Source organism: Rhodospirillales bacterium, from assembly GCA_016712595.1.
Lineage (GTDB): Bacteria > Pseudomonadota > Alphaproteobacteria > Rhodospirillales > Defluviicoccaceae > Defluviicoccus.
In genome coordinates this window covers 334,038-348,552 of the sequence record JADJQT010000001.1, presented here as the reverse complement: position 1 = coordinate 348,552, position 14,515 = coordinate 334,038, and the positions used below count along the sequence as shown (strand labels likewise).

Here is a 14,515-nt window from a genome sequence, read left to right as displayed (position 1 = left end):
TAAACAGGCAAGAAACCTTGGGTCATCGCACCAATCATCAACGCGCGGCCACACGATGCCTGACCGCGCGCCTCATTCTTCCGCGCGATGAGACACAGGCCGAGGCCCGGTCACTTGAGGCAATGCCGGTCGAGACGGCTGTGCGAAGGGTATAGCCGGGGCTGTGAGCAACGGGCGCTATGCCGATGGGCAATCGTCCGGCCCATCGGCATCCTGTTGGATTTACGTTCGTTCAGGCGGCGCGGACGTCGCTGAGGAAGCGATTGACGAACGTGCGCATATCCTCGGCTTGACCGGCGAGCAGCGATGCGGCCTTGAGCACGCGCTCGGATGCGCTGCCGGTGTGTTCCGCCGCCTCGGTGACGCCAGAGATGTTCGAATTCACCTGCTGCGTTCCCTGCGCCGCTTCATCGACACTTCGGGCAATGTCCTTCGTCGCCGCGCCTTGCTCTTCCACGGCGGCGGCGATGGATGCCGAGATCTCGCCGATCCGCCCGATGGTACCGACGATGCCTTCGATCGCATCGACGGTATTATCAATTTCGCCGCGCACCGTGCTGATCTGCTGGGTGATCTCATCCGTCGCCTTTGCCGTCTGATTGGCCAGGGTCTTCACCTCGCTGGCAACAACGGCAAACCCCTTGCCGGCTTCGCCAGCGCGCGCGGCCTCGATCGTCGCATTCAGTGCCAAAAGATTGGTCTGGGACGCAATATCGTTGATCATGTCGACGATCTTGCCAATCTGTTCCGCGGACGCGGCAAGGCCGTGGACCGTGGTTCGGGTCTGCTCGGCCTGATGGGTCGCCGCTCGGGCGATGTCGTTCGACTGCCCCGCCTGGCGGCTGATCTCGGCGATCGAGGCCGACAACTCTTCCGATGCCGATGCGACGGTCTGCACGTTGCTCGAGGCCTGCATGGACGCGTCAGCGACGGCGGCGGCCTGACGGGTGGTCTCTTCCGCGGTGGCGGCCATCGACTGGCTGGTTGCCTGCATGTCGGTTGCCGAGTTGCTCAGAGCGGAAACCACGCCGCCGACGTCAGCTTCAAATTTGTCGGCGACGGCCGCCATCGCCCGCTTGCGCTCGGCAGCCGCCTGGCAGGCCTGCTCTTTCTGTGCCTCTGCAAAGCGGTGATTTTCAATTGCCGTCTCGCGGAAGGTCACCATGGCGCGGGCAAGCGATCCAACCTCGTCGCGCTGCTGCGCGAATGGCACCTCGACGTCAGTGTTGCCGCCGGCGAGCGCGGTCATCGCCCCCGTCAGGCGCGACAGGGGGCGACTGATGCCCCGTCCGATCAGGATATTGCAGCCGGCGACAATCACGAGGATGACTCCGACCGCAGCGCCAAGCGCAGCCGCAGCGGACCAGAACGCGGCATCGATGTCGTCCATGTAAACACCGGTCGCCACCGTCCAGCCCCACGGCGTGAACGGCAGGGCGTAACTGAGCTTCGGCAGCGGCTGGGCGGTCCCGGCTCGCGGCCATTCGTAGGAGACGAAGCCGCCACCGCGCTTTGCCGCGGCAATCAGCTCGGCGACGAGACGGACACCGTTGGGATCGGCAACCTCGATCATGTTGGTGCCTTCGCGTTGCTGAGCGGGACCGAGAACGAGGCACACACCATCGTCTGTGTAAACGAAGAAGTAATCATCTCTCCCGAATTTGATGTCGCGAAGCCCGTTGCGTGCGAGACGTTGAGCTTCTTCGTTAGAAATCTCACCGTTCTTGGACCGACTATATTGATAACTTATGGTATCAACGGCGACCTTCACTAGCTCCTGCACCTTTTCTTGCCGGGCTTCAAGCGCACTCTGGCGCGCGCCGAATAGCGCCATGAGCGTAACCGCCGCGAGGCCGAGCACGGCGACAACCGTGGTCAGCGCGAGGCGGTATGCGATTCGCAAGTTGGTAAACATCGCTCAAGTCTCCGTGAAACGACCGTTGGTCGCGCGGGGCTACGTGCCGCGTTCGCTGCCTGAACACGACCGGAGAATGAGCGAAGAAAGGTAACGCGAGGTTAAAGCCCTTCAATTTATACGGAGATGCGCAGCAAGAGAACGCAACGGTGGTTGTCCCGTCGCTTCTCCTAGCGCAGGCGCTCGATCGCCGCAGCGCGACGTGGTTTGGCCAGAGCGTCCTGCGCTGCGACGAGAAGCAGTTCGCGTGAACCAGCAAGAGCCGTGGTCTCGACCAGGCTGAATACTGAGGAGACAGCCCACTGCAGCGCTTCGGCGGGGTGATCGCCGGCGAGCAGGCGAGCGAGGAGAAGCGCGGTGAAGACATCGCCGGCGCCGCGTGCGGGATGCGCCAGGAGGCGGGTCATCGCCAGCCAGGCCCCCTCGTCGGTAGCGATGAGGGCGCCAATTCTCGCCGGCCGGGCCTGCGCATCGCACGGGGTCATGATCGATGAGACGGCGATGCAGGCGGGGCCGCGCGCGCGAACGTCCTCGGCTGCCCGCATGACGTCCGCGAGCGCGGGCAACGGCCGTTCGACGAGGAGTTCCAGCTCGAAATGGTTGGGAGTAACGATATCGGCGCATGGAACGGCCACGTCGCGAAAAAAAGCGATGAGCGAGTCCTCGACATAAACGCCGGTGTCGCGGTCTCCCATCACCGGATCGCAGCAAAAAAGCGCATCCGCCCGCAGAGCACGCACCCGCTGGACGGCATCGAGAACGACGTTACCGTTCGCCCGCGCTCCAAGATAACCGGAGAGAACCGCTGCGCAGCCGGCGAGCACCCCCACGCCCGCCAGCCCTTCGATCAGATCCGCCAATTCCGTGGCACCGCGCACCGGACCATGGACGGCGCCATAACCCGGATGATGGCTGAACGTCACCGTATCAATTGGCCAGACGTTCCGGCCGACGCGCCGCAAGACGAACTCGGCAGCCGCGTTGCCGACGTGTCCGTAGACGACGCGGGACTGGAACGAGAGGATCGCCACAGCTAAGACCATCACCCACGAAATTCGGCCTCGCGCAGCTTGCCACCGACCATCAGGCGAGGGTACTTATTTCGCAATTGCGAAAATTAGTTTTCCGGAGAGGGACCCCCATGCCGAAGACCGCTCGCCCCCGACGTAGTGTCCTTTATATGCCCGGCTCGAACGCCCGGGCGCTTGAAAAAGCCAAGAATATTGCTGCGGACGGCCTAATCCTCGACCTTGAGGACGCAGTGGCTCCGGACGCCAAGAAGCAAGCGCGTGATCAAGTTTGCGATGCGGTGAAGGGCGGCGGATATGGGATGCGCGAATTGATCATTCGCGTGAACGGCTTGGCGACGCCCTGGGGCTACGCGGACACCGCCGCCGCCTCGCGTTCCGGTGCCCATGCCATCTTGTTGCCGAAAGTGGAAAGCGCAGACGCGATTCGTCACCTCGAATCGATCATGCTGGCGAACGGAGCACCGGAGGAGATGGCGATCTGGGCGATGATGGAAACACCGCGCAGCGTGCTCGCCTGCGAGGCGATCGCCGGCTCGACTCCGCGTATGCAGTGCCTGGTGATGGGCACTTCCGATCTCGCCAAGGAGCTCGATTGCGCGCATACGCGCGAACGTCTGCCGTTCATCACCTCGCTCGGGATGAGCCTGCTTGCCGCCCGCGCCTACGGTCTTGGTATTCTTGACGGCGTGTTCCTCGATCTGAAGGACGATGCCGGGTTTGAATTTGCCTGTCTTCAAGGCGCAGAGATGGGATTCGACGGCAAAACACTGATTCATCCCAACCAGGTGGCGATGTGCAATCAGGTCTTCACGCCGCGAGCGGAGGACGTCGAATGGTCACGCAAGATCATTGAAGCCCATGCCGCCGCCGCCGCGCGTGGCGAAGGCGTTGTTGTTGTCGATGGCAAACTGATCGAGAACCTCCACGTCGAAAGCGCCCGCCGGCTTGTCGCCATGGCAGAAGCGATCGAGACAATGTAATCGTCGCTGCGTGTAACAGGGTTACGGTTGAGTAAGGCGCAATCCTGATGGCCGGGCCGCTCTCCGCGGCCTGGCCCGCTTTTCGCGTTTTTTAAAGGGAGTGCATCGGCCGCCTGCCGAGCGGCCTTTCGCCGAGCGGGATGTCCGTGATTATCGCGCTGCAAATCCGCCGGAAACGCGGCTGTCCCGGGACTTTCGCCTGGGCGACCAAATCCCGATCGACGAAATCAGCGGGATTTCGCGCAAGAGCAAGCGGGCGGAGCCACAGCCCCGCCCGCCGCGCGCTTCGCTGGGACCCCCCCCGGCAAACTCACGTTTACCTCCAGCGACAGCCAGTGACGTCGTATTAGCAGGATCCATTTTCCGATATTGCGCAATTGCTTGCGCTAGTCTCAGGAAACGCACACCGTTTTATTCCCCAGCTGCGGGAACAATAAGGGCTTTCCTGTGAGCGTTCTGTAATTTAGATCACATTCGTTGCCGCATAAATGTGCGGCGCGTTTTGGCCTCATCCTAATTGCGACATTATGCGCCATCGGCGGAGCCAAGCGGCTCGTCGCCCCGGCTGGCAGGCGCCTTGGATCGCGTCCGAGGTAATCGCGATGCCGCCGGGGCGGGTTTTATGCTGCCTTGCGCATATGTTCGCGGACAAGTTCCTCGGCGATCTGCACGGCGTTGAGCGCGGCGCCCTTGCGCAGGTTGTCGGCGACGCACCAGAAGCTCAGACCATGAGCGACGGTCGGATCGTTTCGCAACCGGCTGACGAACACCGCGTCTTCACCAACGCACTCCTGCGGCGTCACGTAACCCTCCTCCGCGCGATGATCGATGACGACAACGCCCGGTGCCGCTTTCAGCGCCGCCAGTGCGGCCGCCTCGCTCACGGGGCGCTCGAACTCGACGCTGACGGCCTCCGCATGGCCGACGAAGACCGGCACGCGAACGCATGTCGCGTTCACCGCGATGTCGGGATCGAGGATCTTCCGCGTCTCGACCGCCATCTTCCATTCCTCCTTGGTCGAGCCGTCGTCGAGGAATACGTCGATATGCGGGATGACGTTAAACGCGATCTGCTTGGAGAATTTTTTCTGGTGCTTGTACGCCGGTTCGTTGACGTAGATGCCCCTCGTCTGATTGAACAGCTCGTCCATCGCATCCTTGCCCGCACCCGAGACTGACTGATAAGTCGAGACGACCACACGGCGGATGCGCCCAAGATCGTGAAGCGGCTTCAAGGCCACAACCATCTGGATCGTCGAGCAGTTCGGATTGGCGATGATGCCACGCTTGCGATAGTCGGCAATCGCCTGCGGATTGACTTCCGGTACGATTAGCGGAACGTCCGGCTCCATCCGGAAATGCGAGGTATTATCGATAACGACGGCCCCCGCCGCCGCCGCCTTCGGGCTAAATACCGCCGAAACCTTGGCTCCTGGCGAAGACAGCACGATGTCGGTTCCGTGAAAATCGAACGTCGCAAGGTCGCGCACCTTCAGCACATCGTCCTCGCCGAAGGAGACCTCTCGACCAACAGATCGTTCGGAGGCAAGCGCCACGACGTCGTCCGCGGGGAATTCTCGGTCGGCCAGCGTCTGCAGCATCTCACGTCCGACGTTGCCGGTGGCTCCGACCACCGCCACCTTGTAACCCATACTTAAACCTCCTGAAACCGATGCGAGAAGATCGCGCGCCGCTTCTCGGCAGAGGTACGCCCGCGTAGTTTCGATTGCAAGGACGCCACCTGACGCCATCGTAAGGCATTATGCCCGTATCGGGATACCAAGGAGAGCCCGTTTATGCAGCTTCGTTTCTTCACCCTCCTGCTGATTTGTCAGCTCGCCGGCGAGATTGCGTCGCGCGGCCTGTCGCTCCCCGTCTCCGGACCGGTTATCGGCATGGTGCTCTTGTTCTGCGGCGTTGCCTTGCGCGGCGAAGCACCGCCCGGCCTCGAAGCTGTTTCGTCCGGGATCTTGCGTCACCTCTCGCTCTTGTTCGTGCCGGCGGGCGTGGGGGTGATGACACACGTTCAATTCATCGCCGATCAGTGGTTGCCGCTGACCGTCTCGCTTCTTGTCTCGACATTGCTGGCCATTGCCGTAACGTCGCAGGTTTACCGTGCGCTCGCCCGGGCCGGCGTGGAAAGGGGCGACGCGCAATGAGCACGGCCGGTCAGGGGATCTGGATCTACCTCGCCGCGACACCGCTGACGTGGCTTGCGCTGACACTCGTCGCTTACGAGGCCGGCGTCGTGATCAACCATGCCGCCGGGCGAAGGGCGCTGGTCAATCCGGTGCTCATCGCCGTGATCCTCATCGCGCTGCTGTTGACGGCGACCGGCACCTCTTATCAGAGGTATTTCGATGGCGCGCAGTTCGTCCACTTCTTGTTGGGGCCGGCGACGGTGGCGCTCGCCGTGCCGTTGTGGCGGCAGTTCCACCACGTCCGTCGTTCATGGGCGGCGGTAATCGTAGCCCTGTTCGCCGGCTCGTTCACCGCGGTGACGAGCGCCATCGGCATCGCTTGGCTGCTTGGCGCGACGCCGGAGATGCTCGCCTCGCTCGCACCGAAGTCGGTGACGACACCGATCGCCATGGCGGTTTCCGCCGAGCTGAACGGCCTGCCGACGGTTACCGCGGTAGCCGTGATCATCACCGGCGTTGTCGGCGCCGTGCTCGGCACCACGGTGCTGCGCGTCCTGAGGGTGCACGATCCGCACGCTGTGGGCTTTGCTCTCGGCCTCACCTGCCACGGCTTGGGAACGGCCCGGGCGTTTCAAATCAGCGACGAGGCAGGTGGTTTCGCCGGTCTGGCGATGGGCCTGAATGGGTTCGTTACGGCGGTGGTCCTTCCCCTGGCGTGGGTCTTGTTCTCGTAGCCGCGCGCGACCAGCATTTCAGATGCCGATTATCCCGACTTCGACCGGCGAGCGCGCGCCCGGTACGACGACGATGCCTTTGTCGCTGACATGATAGCGTCGCCGGTCGCGTTCGATGTCGAGCCCGATCCGCTCGCCAGCTGGCAGCCGCACGTTCTTGTCGAGGATCGTGCGGCGAAGGTGCGCGCCTGCGCCGATCTCGCAATTATCGAGCACGACGCACTCCTCAAGCACCGCACCGGCGTGCACGTGCACATTGCGCCCAACCACCGAATCCCGCACTTGGCCGGCAATGATGCTTCCGCCAGATATCAGCGAGTTGTGGGCGGCTCCCGGGCTGCCGTCGAAGGATTCGAACCGGGCGGGCGGGTCGGGATAGCTCGCCGTCCGCAGCGGCCAGCGGCGGTTGTGGAGATTGAGCGGCGGTCGGGTCGAGCGAATTTCCATGTTTGCCTCGAAGTACGCGTCAATGGTGCCGACGTCTCGCCAGTAGGCTACGTCGTTGGCTTCGGCCGGAATGCGGTTTGTTCGAAAATCGTAGGCGAACACCCGCTCGCTCTCGAGCCGGGGCGGCAGAATGTCGTGCCCGAAGTCGTGCGAGCTGCCGGGATTGTGCGCGTCTTCGTGCAGCATGCGGAGCAACGCATCCGTCGAGAACACATAATTGCCCATCGATGCAAGCACCTTGTCCGGCTCGCCCGGCATCGTCGGTGCCTGCGGGTCCTTTTCGATAAAGCGAACGATCCGGCCGTCCGTCATGCTTTCGACGACGCCGAACTCGCCGGCAAGACTACGGTCCGACGGCATGGTCGCAACGGTAACGTCCGCAGACCTGTGGCGATGAAAAGCGATCATATCGAGCACATTCATCCGATAGACGTGATCGGCGCCAAAGACGACAACGACGTCCGGCTTCGATTGCTCGATCAAATTCACATTCTGCCAGATCGCATCGGCGGTACCCCGGTACCATGTCTCGCCGGCGGCACGCATTTGCGCCGGAACCGGGATAATGAACTGCGAGCCAAGGATATTGGCAAATTGCCAACCTTCCTTGAGGTGCAACAGCAGCGACTGGCTCTTGAACTGCACGAGAACATAGATCGAGGAAATGCCGCTGTTAACAAGGTTGCTGAGCACGAAATCGACAATTCGATATTTACCGGCAAACGAAACCGCTGGTTTCGCGCGATCGTCCGTAAGTGGTGCCAGGCGAGTTCCCTTGCCGCCGGCAAGGACAAATGCCAGAGCCCTGAGATTCATTGCGGCCCTCCGTTGCCCATGCACTCAGCGACCAACAACGCCGAGGCGAGCGGAAGGTTGCGTGAAATTCCCGAATGTGGCTCGTCGAGCGGATGTGGCGATGATGATCGCGAAGATTACTTCCGCACCATCCCTATGCCGGAGATGTGAGCCGATCCTCGCGGGGCAAAACTCGCGGCTTCGTTGCCAGTCCCTGGCCTTTGATTTTGCCTTTATGGGCCGTCCTCACCTCGTGGCGGCGGGATAGCGCCCATTCGTGCAGGCGGGCCGGCTCTTCGGATCGGAAGGAAACCGGTCTGGAGGATCGCGTCCGGGGCAGGCGATCACCGACATCGCGGGCGCGCCGTCAAACGACATTTCCTCGCGCTTTTCCCGCAAGTGATTCCCGCTTGACGGCGCGAGTGCCGCTGACTATGAGTCAAATGCAAATGCGAATTACTATTAGTTATGTGGCTCGACGTGGACATCAGCCTGTGAAACAGACCGAACTTGGTGTTCTCAGCCCGGCGGAAAGCCGTCTTCTTCGGTCGATGAGATCACCGGCGTCGCGCACCTGCTCGCCCCTCATGACAGCGGTCCACCTCAGCTGTGGGCCCTTGATCAAAACGGCGATGCAAAAAGGCCTCGATCCATGATGTTTTGGCGCGCCCTCGATCCCAGGACACTGGTGTCCACCTTCGCCCGCATCGCTCGATCCTTCGCGGCGCACGCGCGGAAGGCGAAAGCACCCAGGCGGCATCAACCTTCCTCTGCTCGTGCCTCCCCTCCGCGCGCGATCCGCCGCCCCCGATGGCGGTGATGCTGGCGGTGGTGACGAGATCCCGCGTCGTGCTCGCAACGGCCGGGGTGACTCACGATGCTTCTCGCGTGAAGGGGCGAACGGGCTGCCGGTTTGACGGCTCGCAGGATCGCGCGTTTTGGTCGCGTAAAGCCCAGGGCGGTGCCCGTCGCCCGATCGAAACCATGCCCGATCAAAACAACGATTGAGAGAAGGTCCTTCGATGTTGGTCCCATTCCTGATCATGTTGCGTGAAGGCATCGAGGCCGCGCTTATCGTTGGTATCATCGCCAGCTATCTCAAGCAGACCGGCCGCGTCGCGTGGATGCCCGCCGTGTGGCTGGGGATCCTGCTCGCTGTGGCGACGTCGTTGTTCGCCGGAGCCGTACTGCAGTTCGCCAGCGCCGAATTTCCGCAGAAAGCACAGGAGTTCTTCGAAGCGATTGTCGGGATCGTCGCCGTGGTCGTGCTCACGTCGATGGTTTTTTGGATGCGAAGGATCGGGCGTTCGATCAAAGCTGGGCTGCATGCCTCGATTGACGCCGCGCTTGCAGGTGCCGAAGGCCACCCTGCCGGACAGGGATGGGCACTTGTCGGGATGGTCTTTTTCGCCGTCGCGCGCGAAGGGCTGGAATCGATCTTCTTTCTGCTCGCCGTCTTCCAGCAGAGTTCGGGGCCGGCGGCACCGATGGGCGCGCTGCTCGGCATCGCCACCGCCGTGGTTCTCGGGTGGGGAATCTACGCTGGTGGCGTTCGCCTCGATCTCCGCCGGTTTTTCCGCTGGACCGGCGTGTTCGTGCTCGTCGTCGCCGCCGGTATCCTTGCTGGATCGCTCAGGGCACTGCACGAGTCGGGAGTGTGGAATTACCTGCAGGCGACCGCCTTTAATCTTCGCTCGGTTCTGCCGGCGGATAGTCCGCTCGGCACCGTCTTCGCCGGTCTCTTCGGCTACCACGACGCGCCCGCAATCGGCGAGGTCGTCGCGTACGTCGCGTTCCTTGCAACGACGCTGGCGGCCTTCCTGGCCCCCGCGGGCAACGCGATGGCGAAGCCTTCTCTGGCTGCCGGTCGATCAGCGTCAACCAACCACGAAAAGGCATGAAATCCGTGTCCCCTTCGCACACCTCCGGTCCCGCGCCGCGCATCAAGATGAAGCTTGCCGTCGCGGGCGCCGTCGTCCTGGTCTTGGCGGGCGGCGCGGCCTTTTACATCGCCTCGAAGGCGGCCAGGCAAGCGGCGCCAGACGCGGCGGAGTCGGATGTTCTGGTAACGATTACCGCGCGGGCCTGCGAACCCAACGACCTCGTCGTTCCGGCAGGGCGCAGGACGTTTCAGATCACCAACGCCTCCGACCGCGCCGTGGAGTGGGAAATCCTCGATGGCGTCATGGTGGTCGAGGAGCGCGAAAATATCGCGCCCGGTTTCAAGCAGGCGCTCACGGCGAAACTCTCGCCGGGCGAGTACGCGATTACCTGTGGCTTGCTCAGCAATCCGCGCGGCCGCTTGCGCGTTACGCCCTCGACGCAGGCAGCCGAGGAAGCGGCGGCTGCCCCATCCCCGGTGGCGTTCGTCGGTCCGCTCGCCGAATATAAGGTATACCTCGCCCTTGAAGCCTCGACGCTTGTTCAGGCCACCGACGCCTTCGTTGCGGCGATTAAGGCGGGCGATTTGGCAGGGGCTCAAGCTCTCTACGCGCCGACGCGCACGGCTTACAAGCGGATCGAGCCGATGGCCGAACGCTTCGCCGATCTTGATAGCGCGATCGACGCGCGCGCCGCTGATTTCGAAAAACGCGAGCAAGATCCCGCGTTTACCGGCTTTCATCGCCTCGAATACGGGCTGTTCGCCATCGGCAGCACCGAAGGGCTGGCCTCGTTCGCTGATAAGCTCCAGGCGGATGTGAGCGCTCTGCGCCAGCGTGTGCGTACGCTTCAGGTCGCGCCGGATGTCTTGGCGGGGGCGGCGGAGCGGATCGTAACCCGCATCGCCGAGCAGACGAGCGCGGGCGAGCAGAACCTCTACAGCCACACCGATCTATCCGACTTCGCGGCCAATCTCGAGGGCGGCCGTAAGATCACCAGGCTGCTTCGCCCGCTGGCCGCAACCGCCGAGAAGGATCTTGCCGCGAATATTGACGCGCGTTTCGAGGCCGCCTCCGCCACCCTTGATCGCTTTCGCCGCGCCGATGGTTTCGTGCCCTACGCCGAGGTCAGCGCGGAGGACCGGACAGATTTCTCCAATCAGATGCGCGCATTGGCGGATGAAATCGCCAAGTTCAACGCCGCGCTGGGTCTGAGCTGAGCGGGAGATCATGCATTATGACGATCGCTGACATCGACGGTGAGATGATCTGCGCGTCGGCCGCTTTCAATCGCCGCAGACTGCTTGCCGGCATGGGAGGGACCGCCCTTGCGCTGATCGCAGACGCCGGGAAACCGCGCGCCGCAGGCGAGCAAACGGCCGGCAGGAGTAACGTTGCGCGCGCACCGATCAGCGAGCGCACCCTGGAGCGCCAGCCGTTTTACGGCGCGCATCAGGCGGGCGTGCTCACGCCACGCCCGGAAACCGGCATGGTCGCGGCGTTCGACGTGTTGGCGTCGACTCCGGATGAACTTGTCGACCTCTTCCGTACCTTGAGCGGGCGCATCGCTTTTCTGATGCAAGGCGGAACGCCGCCCGCCCGCGATCCGCGATTCCCCCCGGCGGACTCGGGCATTCTCGGTCCCGTGGTGGCGCCTGACAACCTGGCGGTCACCGTTTCGCTTGGCGCGTCGATGTTCGACGACCGCTTCGGCCTCGCCGCCCATCGTCCGGCGCACCTGGTGCGCATGATGCGCTTTCAGAACGACGCGCTCGATGCATCCCGCTGCCACGGCGATTTGTCGTTACAGATTTGTTCCAACACAGCCGATGCAAACATTCACGCCTTACGAGACATCTTGAAGACGATGCCCGACAGCCTGCTGCTGCGCTGGATGCAGGACGGCTCGGTGCCCGTGCTGCCGGAAAAACCCGGCTCCCCACCCGAGAGTGCGCGCAATTTCCTTGGCTTCCGCGACGGCTCAGCCAACCCGGACGTCAACGACGAAGCCCTGATGAACCGGATCGTCTGGACTGCGGCAGGACAGGGCGAGCCAGCCTGGTGCGCGGGTGGCACCTATCAGGCGGTCAGGATCATTCGCAATTTCGTCGAACGTTGGGACCGGACCCCGCTGGGTGAACAAGAACGCATCATCGGCCGCCAAAAAGCGAGTGGATCCCCCCTTGCCGGCGGCACCGAAGGTGACGAGCCAGCTTTCGAAAACGATCTCAAAGGTGAAATTACGCCGCTCGACGCACACATTCGCCTAGCCAATAATCGGAACAAGGACAGCCAAGACCATTTAATCCTGCGGCGCCCATTTAACTACTCAAATGGCGTGACAAAAGCGGGACAACTCGATCAAGGCCTCCTCTTTATCGCCTACCAATCTGACTTAGAGCGTGGATTTATTACTGTTCAGCGCCAGTTAGATGGTGAGCCGCTTGAGGAATACATAAAGCCTGTGGGTGGTGGCTTCTTCTTTACCCTTCCTGGGGTCGCAAATGAAAATGATTTTCTTGGTGGGGGCTTGCTTTCTGCGGCTGGCTACACCGTTGCCAAGAAATGATGGGCTCACAACAAGACGGGAGTTTTGCAGATGAGACAGCGTAGAAGAGAAAATTACCCGCGATCGCGCACCACAATTATCGCCACCGCCTTGATACTCGCGGCTTCGAGCGCAGCGCGAGCCGAGGTTTCGCCGCTCGACCTGGTCACACCGGTTGCCGAGTATAAAATCTACGTCTCGGAGAACGTGCAGGCCCTGGTTGCCGATACCCGGACGTTCACCGATGCGGTAAAGGCGGGAAACCTGGACAAGGCGAAATCGCTGTTCGCGCCGACGCGGGTTCATTACGAAGCGATCGAGCCGATCGCCGAACTTTTCAACGATCTTGATTCGTCAATGGATTCGCGTGCGGATGATCACGAACTCGCGGAAAAGGACCCCGGTTTCACCGGCTTCCATCGTATCGAATACGGCCTGTTCGCACTCTCGAGCACGGACGGCCTCGCGCCTTATGCGGACAAGCTCATGGCTGATGTGCTTGATTTGCAAACACGAATCGCCGGTCTGACGTTCCCGCCGGAGAAAGTTGTCGGCGGCGCCGCCGTTCTCATGGAAGAGGTCGCGGCGACGAAAATTTCCGGCGAGGAGGATCGTTACAGTCGCACCGACCTGTGGGATTTTCAGGCCAACTTCGACGGCTCGAAAAAGATTTTCGTTCTGTTCCGTCCGCTGATCGATCAAAACGACCAAGCTTTTGTCGAGAAAGTCGACGCCAATTTCGCCACGGTCGAAAAAATCCTCGCCAAGTACAAGACGGCGGACGGTTTCCTCAGTTATGACAAGCTGACCGAAGCGGATCGCAAGGTTCTCGCTGGATCCGTCAACACGCTCGCCGAGGACCTTTCAACCCTGCGCGGCAAACTCGGCCTCAGTTAGGACCATCGCTCTCAGCAAGGGCCATACCCCCGTTGACACGTCCATGCCGACGCCGCTCAACTGAGACTTGCCCCTGCCCGCGAGTGCGAGTAGTGCTGGTGCATTCATCTTCTTGGCAATAGGATGGGAATATCCCATCTTTGGGAAGATGCGGAACCGACGCTTGCGGCTGTGTGCGGCGATCGTTGGTTCCGGTTCGCCTTGTGCACGCCGGAAGGATATTCCGGGAGGGCTTGATGAAGCGTCTCAGGATTCCCTTAGCGAGTTTCGCCATCGCTTTCTTGCTTGCCGTACCGTCTGCGAAGGCGTTCACGATTGATCCGCTTCAGCACGGGACCGGCAACGCTGCCCAGTTCGACGATCCTGACGAGCAATACAAACGGCTCGCAGACCCGAACTCGAGTGGGACGTCCAATTCCGGTCAAGCGGATCGGGGAATATCGTTTGGCGCGACCCGGCCGAATAATTTCGGCGGTCAGTACCTCGATCCCGCAAAGATCGGCGGTCCGGACAACCAGCATCTCTACTGGAATAACAGCACTCGCTACCGCTAGCCGGCGATCCGCCGCACCGCCTGTAGCATTGCCGCCCGCTGGCGGAACGGCACAGCACAAGACCCGCGCGTTATGACCGGCGAGTGGCGAGGCGAAGGCGATCCGCCTCGTCGACGGTAATGATCACCTTGCCGACCGGCCACAGCGACAGAACGGCGAGCTTCGCGTGTGCCCATGCGAAGGGAATGCCGATCAACGTCAGCGCCAGACCGATGGCAATGACGAGGTGACCGAGCGCAAGCCACCAGCCGGCGAGAACGAGCCAGATGAGATTGCCGAGTAGACCCAGGGGTCCGGTGCCGAAGTCCTCGCGCCCGGTTAGTTGGTCGCGGGGCAAGGCGACGTGGCCGAACGGCAGAAGTGTATAGCCGGCGATATTAAGCGCCGCCCGCGCCCACGGCAGGCCGATAATCGTCACCGCCATGATCAGCGCCGCCAAGAACCAGCCCGCCGCCATCCACACGCCACCGGTTACGACCCACAAGATGTTCAACACCAAGCTTAACAACGACATAAAATCCGCCTCCGCTCGTGCGCCACTCCGCTCACGTTCCGTTGCGATCATCGCATCCCAACCGTCCGCGGCGTGCCTT

At 62.2% G+C, this 14,515-nt stretch carries 14 protein-coding genes; 9 read left to right on the top strand and 5 right to left on the bottom strand.

The window, feature by feature from the left end; all coding sequences use genetic code 11:
* Positions 1-232: 232 nt before the first annotated feature.
* On the bottom strand, positions 233-1,915 hold the full coding sequence (locus tag IPK66_01555; protein ID MBK8174018.1) for a cache domain-containing protein: 1,683 nt from the start codon (positions 1,913-1,915) through the stop codon (positions 233-235).
* A 170-nt stretch (positions 1,916-2,085) separates the two neighbouring features.
* On the bottom strand, positions 2,086-2,961 hold the full coding sequence (gene pdxY / locus IPK66_01550; protein MBK8174017.1) for a pyridoxal kinase PdxY: 876 nt from the start codon (positions 2,959-2,961) through the stop codon (positions 2,086-2,088).
* A gap of 95 nt (positions 2,962-3,056) precedes the next feature.
* Here pdxY and IPK66_01545 point away from each other — a divergent pair, with 95 nt between their 5' ends.
* A complete protein-coding gene (locus IPK66_01545; protein ID MBK8174016.1) occupies positions 3,057-3,926 on the top strand; it encodes a CoA ester lyase in 870 nt (289 codons plus the stop codon).
* 620 nt (positions 3,927-4,546) lie between these two features.
* Here the strand turns inward: IPK66_01545 and IPK66_01540 are convergent.
* A complete protein-coding gene (locus tag IPK66_01540) occupies positions 4,547-5,578 on the bottom strand; it encodes an aspartate-semialdehyde dehydrogenase (protein ID MBK8174015.1) in 1,032 nt (343 codons plus the stop codon).
* 144 nt (positions 5,579-5,722) lie between these two features.
* Here IPK66_01540 and IPK66_01535 point away from each other — a divergent pair, with 144 nt between their 5' ends.
* The gene (locus IPK66_01535; protein ID MBK8174014.1) at positions 5,723-6,085 is read left to right on the top strand and encodes a CidA/LrgA family protein; all 363 of its coding nucleotides are present in this window, start codon (positions 5,723-5,725) and stop codon (positions 6,083-6,085) included.
* Positions 6,082-6,801: an LrgB family protein gene (locus tag IPK66_01530; GenBank protein ID MBK8174013.1), complete on the top strand. Its 720-nt coding sequence runs from the start codon at positions 6,082-6,084 to the stop codon at positions 6,799-6,801. Before IPK66_01535 ends, IPK66_01530 begins: the two co-directional genes overlap by 4 nt.
* 18 nt (positions 6,802-6,819) lie before the next feature.
* Here the strand turns inward: IPK66_01530 and glgC are convergent, their stop codons facing one another.
* Positions 6,820-8,064 (bottom strand): glucose-1-phosphate adenylyltransferase, encoded by a 1,245-nt coding sequence (gene glgC, locus IPK66_01525; GenBank protein ID MBK8174012.1) that lies wholly within the window; start codon positions 8,062-8,064, stop codon positions 6,820-6,822.
* 789 nt (positions 8,065-8,853) lie between these two features.
* On the opposite strand from glgC, the gene IPK66_01520 reads away from it, so the two are divergent.
* The 6 genes from IPK66_01520 to IPK66_01495 all read left to right on the top strand — a co-directional run bounded on the left by IPK66_01520 (position 8,854) and on the right by IPK66_01495 (position 13,922).
* Positions 8,854-9,051, top strand: coding sequence for a hypothetical protein (locus IPK66_01520; GenBank protein MBK8174011.1), 198 nt, complete (start codon positions 8,854-8,856; stop codon positions 9,049-9,051).
* Between the two features lie 14 nt (positions 9,052-9,065).
* Entirely contained in the window at positions 9,066-9,944 is an 879-nt protein-coding gene (locus IPK66_01515; GenBank protein MBK8174010.1) for an FTR1 family protein, read from the top strand.
* Entirely contained in the window at positions 9,941-11,143 is a 1,203-nt protein-coding gene (gene efeO, locus IPK66_01510; protein MBK8174009.1) for an iron uptake system protein EfeO, read from the top strand. Before IPK66_01515 ends, efeO (IPK66_01510) begins: the two co-directional genes overlap by 4 nt.
* 44 nt (positions 11,144-11,187) lie before the next feature.
* Positions 11,188-12,492 (top strand): deferrochelatase/peroxidase EfeB, encoded by a 1,305-nt coding sequence (gene efeB, locus IPK66_01505; protein ID MBK8174008.1) that lies wholly within the window; start codon positions 11,188-11,190, stop codon positions 12,490-12,492.
* A 30-nt stretch (positions 12,493-12,522) separates the two neighbouring features.
* The gene (gene efeO, locus IPK66_01500) at positions 12,523-13,368 is read left to right on the top strand and encodes an iron uptake system protein EfeO (GenBank protein ID MBK8174007.1); all 846 of its coding nucleotides are present in this window, start codon (positions 12,523-12,525) and stop codon (positions 13,366-13,368) included.
* Between the two features lie 236 nt (positions 13,369-13,604).
* Positions 13,605-13,922 carry a hypothetical protein gene (locus tag IPK66_01495; protein MBK8174006.1) on the top strand — a complete coding sequence of 106 codons (318 nt, stop codon included), beginning with the start codon at positions 13,605-13,607 and terminating at the stop codon, positions 13,920-13,922.
* 70 nt (positions 13,923-13,992) lie between these two features.
* Here IPK66_01495 and IPK66_01490 read toward each other — a convergent pair whose 3' ends face one another.
* Positions 13,993-14,436, bottom strand: a complete 444-nt coding sequence (locus IPK66_01490; GenBank protein ID MBK8174005.1) for a YccF domain-containing protein — start codon at positions 14,434-14,436, stop codon at positions 13,993-13,995.
* Positions 14,437-14,515 lie beyond the last annotated feature (79 nt).

Excerpts from the sequence above, each read along its gene's own strand:
- IPK66_01555 (MBK8174018.1), bottom strand. The coding sequence starts at position 1,915 with ATGTTTACCAACTTGCGAATCGCATACCGCCTCGCGCTGACCACGGTT.
- IPK66_01545 (MBK8174016.1), top strand. The coding sequence starts at position 3,057 with ATGCCGAAGACCGCTCGCCCCCGACGTAGTGTCCTTTATATGCCCGGC.
- IPK66_01540 (MBK8174015.1), bottom strand. The coding sequence starts at position 5,578 with ATGGGTTACAAGGTGGCGGTGGTCGGAGCCACCGGCAACGTCGGACGT.
- IPK66_01535 (MBK8174014.1), top strand. The coding sequence starts at position 5,723 with ATGCAGCTTCGTTTCTTCACCCTCCTGCTGATTTGTCAGCTCGCCGGC.
- IPK66_01530 (MBK8174013.1), top strand. The coding sequence starts at position 6,082 with ATGAGCACGGCCGGTCAGGGGATCTGGATCTACCTCGCCGCGACACCG.
- glgC (MBK8174012.1), bottom strand. The coding sequence starts at position 8,064 with ATGAATCTCAGGGCTCTGGCATTTGTCCTTGCCGGCGGCAAGGGAACT.
- IPK66_01520 (MBK8174011.1), top strand. The coding sequence starts at position 8,854 with ATGGCGGTGATGCTGGCGGTGGTGACGAGATCCCGCGTCGTGCTCGCA.
- IPK66_01515 (MBK8174010.1), top strand. The coding sequence starts at position 9,066 with ATGTTGGTCCCATTCCTGATCATGTTGCGTGAAGGCATCGAGGCCGCG.
- efeO (MBK8174009.1), top strand. The coding sequence starts at position 9,941 with ATGAAATCCGTGTCCCCTTCGCACACCTCCGGTCCCGCGCCGCGCATC.
- efeB (MBK8174008.1), top strand. The coding sequence starts at position 11,188 with ATGATCTGCGCGTCGGCCGCTTTCAATCGCCGCAGACTGCTTGCCGGC.
- efeO (MBK8174007.1), top strand. The coding sequence starts at position 12,523 with ATGAGACAGCGTAGAAGAGAAAATTACCCGCGATCGCGCACCACAATT.
- IPK66_01495 (MBK8174006.1), top strand. The coding sequence starts at position 13,605 with ATGAAGCGTCTCAGGATTCCCTTAGCGAGTTTCGCCATCGCTTTCTTG.
- IPK66_01490 (MBK8174005.1), bottom strand. The coding sequence starts at position 14,436 with ATGTCGTTGTTAAGCTTGGTGTTGAACATCTTGTGGGTCGTAACCGGT.